This window comes from Vagococcus sp. (genome assembly GCF_036639995.1).
In the GTDB taxonomy this organism is placed as follows: Bacteria; Bacillota; Bacilli; order Lactobacillales; family Vagococcaceae; genus Vagococcus.
Window position 1 is genome coordinate 1 of record NZ_JAVWHO010000012.1, and the last position, 3232, is coordinate 3232.

At 31.3% G+C, this 3232-nt stretch carries 6 protein-coding genes; 5 read left to right on the plus strand and 1 reads right to left on the minus strand.

Translation table 11 applies throughout. The features are described 5' to 3' along the window. From RR554_RS05105 to RR554_RS05125, 5 genes are all read left to right on the plus strand, one after another. Positions 1 to 405, plus strand: a 405-nt coding sequence (locus RR554_RS05105; protein WP_332467547.1) for a hypothetical protein, incomplete at its 5' end; no start/stop codon positions are given. Between the two features lie 325 nt (positions 406 to 730). Further along, positions 731 to 1609, plus strand: a complete 879-nt coding sequence (locus RR554_RS05110) for a GNAT family N-acetyltransferase (protein ID WP_332463097.1) — start codon at positions 731 to 733, stop codon at positions 1607 to 1609. A 141-nt stretch (positions 1610 to 1750) separates the two neighbouring features. Next, the gene (locus tag RR554_RS05115; RefSeq protein WP_332467548.1) at positions 1751 to 2287 is read left to right on the plus strand and encodes a DUF2975 domain-containing protein; all 537 of its coding nucleotides are present in this window, start codon (positions 1751 to 1753) and stop codon (positions 2285 to 2287) included. Between the two features lie 23 nt (positions 2288 to 2310). Next, a complete protein-coding gene (locus RR554_RS05120; RefSeq protein WP_332463095.1) occupies positions 2311 to 2847 on the plus strand; it encodes a DUF2975 domain-containing protein in 537 nt (178 codons plus the stop codon). An 18-nt stretch (positions 2848 to 2865) separates the two neighbouring features. After that, the gene (locus RR554_RS05125) at positions 2866 to 3072 is read left to right on the plus strand and encodes a helix-turn-helix domain-containing protein (RefSeq protein ID WP_332463094.1); all 207 of its coding nucleotides are present in this window, start codon (positions 2866 to 2868) and stop codon (positions 3070 to 3072) included. 37 nt (positions 3073 to 3109) lie between these two features. Here the strand turns inward: RR554_RS05125 and RR554_RS12120 are convergent. Continuing rightward, on the minus strand, positions 3110 to 3232 hold a 123-nt coding region (locus tag RR554_RS12120; RefSeq protein WP_443081208.1), incomplete at its 5' end, for a S26 family signal peptidase.

Below are 3232 nucleotides of genomic sequence, written 5' to 3' on the forward strand. Positions count from 1 at the left end.
GACCGTAAACCAAGTATCTTTGGTGAATTATTTAAGATGGCAATGGATGAAGAAGAACGTAGTTATATAGCCTCAATTGGAAAATACGAAAAGGATCAGCTGTTTTTTGAGAGTGTTGTTCCGACTTCTGAAAAAATACAGCCATTTTTTAAAACCGAGTACGAAGCAGATTTCTTTGTTGCTCATGTGGCGCTTAATACATATGAAATTACGCACACATTTGTTTTGGAAGACTTAGAAGAGGCATTCATAAAAGAATATGATAAAATTGAGGAACAAGATGAAATTACCTTTAACTATCAAGGCATTCATTACAAGTTAGAGTGTTTGGATGCCAAGACGTTTAGTTATAATCCTTTTACAATGGCAATTGACTTAGCTGAAAAAAAGGAAGAGATGTGTTAGAATCAATTTATCTTAAAAAAACAAAAGGAGCTTTGGTTTATGCTAAAACTTATTATCGCTGGTTAATTCCTTAACCAATTAAATAAGGATGAATCATTAAAAAAATTCAGCGACTGCTGACTCTTATTTAGTGACGATTTCAAGCGATAATAGAAACTAAAACGAAAAAGCTGAAAATATCGCAGTTTCCTTGTAAAGGAAGCTGTTTTTATTTGTGTCATGGAGCCGACGGAATTAGTCAGGCTCCTTTTTGTTTTTTTGGAGGTGAACGAGTTGATTTGATAAAAGATAAACTAAAAATTAAAAAAATAGAGGAGAAAAAACAATGAACGAATATGAATTAGTAAACAATATAAAAGACAACAAGGTGCTTTTTAAAAGCTTTAATCAACTAGCACAAGAAACCTTTGAAATTAATTTTGAGGACTGGGCAGCATTAGGCTACTGGGAAGACTCATATATTCCTTATGCTTTAATGAATCAAAAAGAGATAATAGCCAATGCCTCCATAACAAAAGGAGAACTGGTTGTTCGGGATAAAAGATATCAAGTTATTCAAATTGGAACGGTGATGACTAAAAAAGCTTACCGGTCTCAAGGCTTATCGAAAATCCTAATGGAGAGAATTATTGAAAAATATCAAGAAACAAGCGACATTATTTATCTATTTGCCAATGAGACAGTGCTAGATTTTTATCCTAAATTTGGTTTTAAACGTGTGAATGAGTTAAGTGTTGTTGTACCGACCAATCAATTGATTCCCCAAAATAGAAAGCTTAAACAATGTCAATTTGAGATAGAAAAAGAAAAATTAGAAAATTATGGAAGAAATAGAAATAATCACCATTTAGAAACGTACTTAGTAGATAATTATTCATTGACTATGTTTTATTTTTCAACAGTTTTCGCACAGAATATTTATTTTATAGAAGATTTAGATGTTTTTGTGACATATGAGATTGAAGGGGAAGAGCTACACCTTTTTGATATATTAAGTCAAAAGGCTATTTCAGTCAAAGAGGTGTTAAGTTACTTACCAATTGAGAAAATAACGAGTATTGTTTGTCATTTTCATTTAAAAGAAGAAATAGGACTGATAATGACGCAACAAGAAGAACCATTAGATGAGGATGCGCTATTTTTTTTAGGAAAAGGTTCGGTAGAATGTGACTCAATAAAATTCCCATTGTTTAGCCACTCATAAAGAGTAAAAGAGGATTGAAATTAAAAAATAATTCTTTTTAATTATCAATATAGATATATTAATTAATGATAAACGATAATTAATAGTTGTAATTAGATAAAAAAGATGCTAACATAAAATTAAGAAAAGGAGGTAGTTGAGATGGATGTTAGAGAGTTTAAATGGTTATCAAGAGGGATGAAAATAATTTTTGAAGTGATAGGGATAATAGTTATGATTCAGGGAGTTCTTTTTCTAGTGAGTCTTTTTGTAGGAGAAGGGTTACCTAGTATTTTTCTAAGTGTTAGAGATTATTCATTGCAAAATGTGATAGGTTCTTTAACGCCAGTATATACTAATGATTTTGTTGGCTTTATTACTAGTAGTGTTGAAAAATTTCTATTAGCCTATACTTTTTATCACGTTAGTCAATTTTTCTTGTATCTGGAAAAAGACGTCACACCTTTTTCAGTCAAAGTTTATCAAAAATTAAGAAAAATCGGCTGTTTGTTGATTCTGGCGGATATCGGTATTCCTTTAATTTATTCATTGATTCTACCTTTTACAACAATGAAACCGGTAATGATTGATTTGGTGATGGTAAGTAGTTTAACTTTTGTAGGAGTTATTATTTTATTCATGGCAGAAGTAATTCGTTACGGTGTGAAATTACAAGAATTTTCGGATGATGCGGTGTAAGATTTGAAAAGGAGATGAGCATCATGAATACTAGTAAATTTAAAAAATTAGCAAAGGTCTTGGAAGTTGTCCTATTTTTAGTTAGTGTTTTTAATTTATTATCAATGTTTTTACTTACTTTTATGTATTTTTTTAAGGAAAATAGAAATTTTTTAATTAGTCCGCCTAATAATGGTTGGTCAATATTTTCTGCTATGAAAAATATGCCGAATCCAAGTAAACAATTATTGGCTGGTATCATAGTTGCGGTACCAGTGCTTACTATTTATAGCATTATTTTCTTTCAAAGTAGTCGTTTTTTCAAAAGATTATCTCAAAATCAAACCCCATTTTCAGAGGGAAATAAAAAATTGTTGAAAAGAATTGGCATTGCTTTGATTTGTCTAGGTGTTACGCCGTCTCTTATTTATTCACTTATAGTATCAGTATTAACGATAGACGGTTATTACATAAACTTTAACATTGGAGTAAGTTTCTTAGTAGGATTAGTTGTTTACTGCATGGCAGAAGTCATAAATTATGGTTTGGAATTACAAAATTTTTCAGAAGATGTTGTTTAGGGTAAGGGGGAGCTATTCATGGCAATTGTCGTACGACTAGATCGAGTGATGGCAGATCGAAAAATATCATTAAAGGATTTAGCAGAAGAAGTAGGGGTGACAAACGTCAACTTATCTAAATTAAAAACGGGTAAAGCCGCGGCTGTCCGTTTTTCGACATTAGAAGCAATCTGTAAAGTGTTAAAGTGTCAGCCAGGTGACATATTGGAGTATGAAGAGGATTAAAAAAGACTAACTTCAAAATAAGTTAGTCTTTTTATTGTTATTTAACCATTCCCCACTGACTGGGTGGCCAAAATGAAACAGTAGCTTTTCCAATAACATTGTCTTTTGGAATAAATCCTACTTCAGGAAAGCGACTATCCTTTGAAACTTGTCGGTTATC

Excerpts from the sequence above, each read along its gene's own strand:
- RR554_RS05110 (WP_332463097.1), top strand. The coding sequence starts at position 731 with ATGAACGAATATGAATTAGTAAACAATATAAAAGACAACAAGGTGCTT.
- RR554_RS05115 (WP_332467548.1), top strand. The coding sequence starts at position 1,751 with ATGGATGTTAGAGAGTTTAAATGGTTATCAAGAGGGATGAAAATAATT.
- RR554_RS05120 (WP_332463095.1), top strand. The coding sequence starts at position 2,311 with ATGAATACTAGTAAATTTAAAAAATTAGCAAAGGTCTTGGAAGTTGTC.
- RR554_RS05125 (WP_332463094.1), top strand. The coding sequence starts at position 2,866 with ATGGCAATTGTCGTACGACTAGATCGAGTGATGGCAGATCGAAAAATA.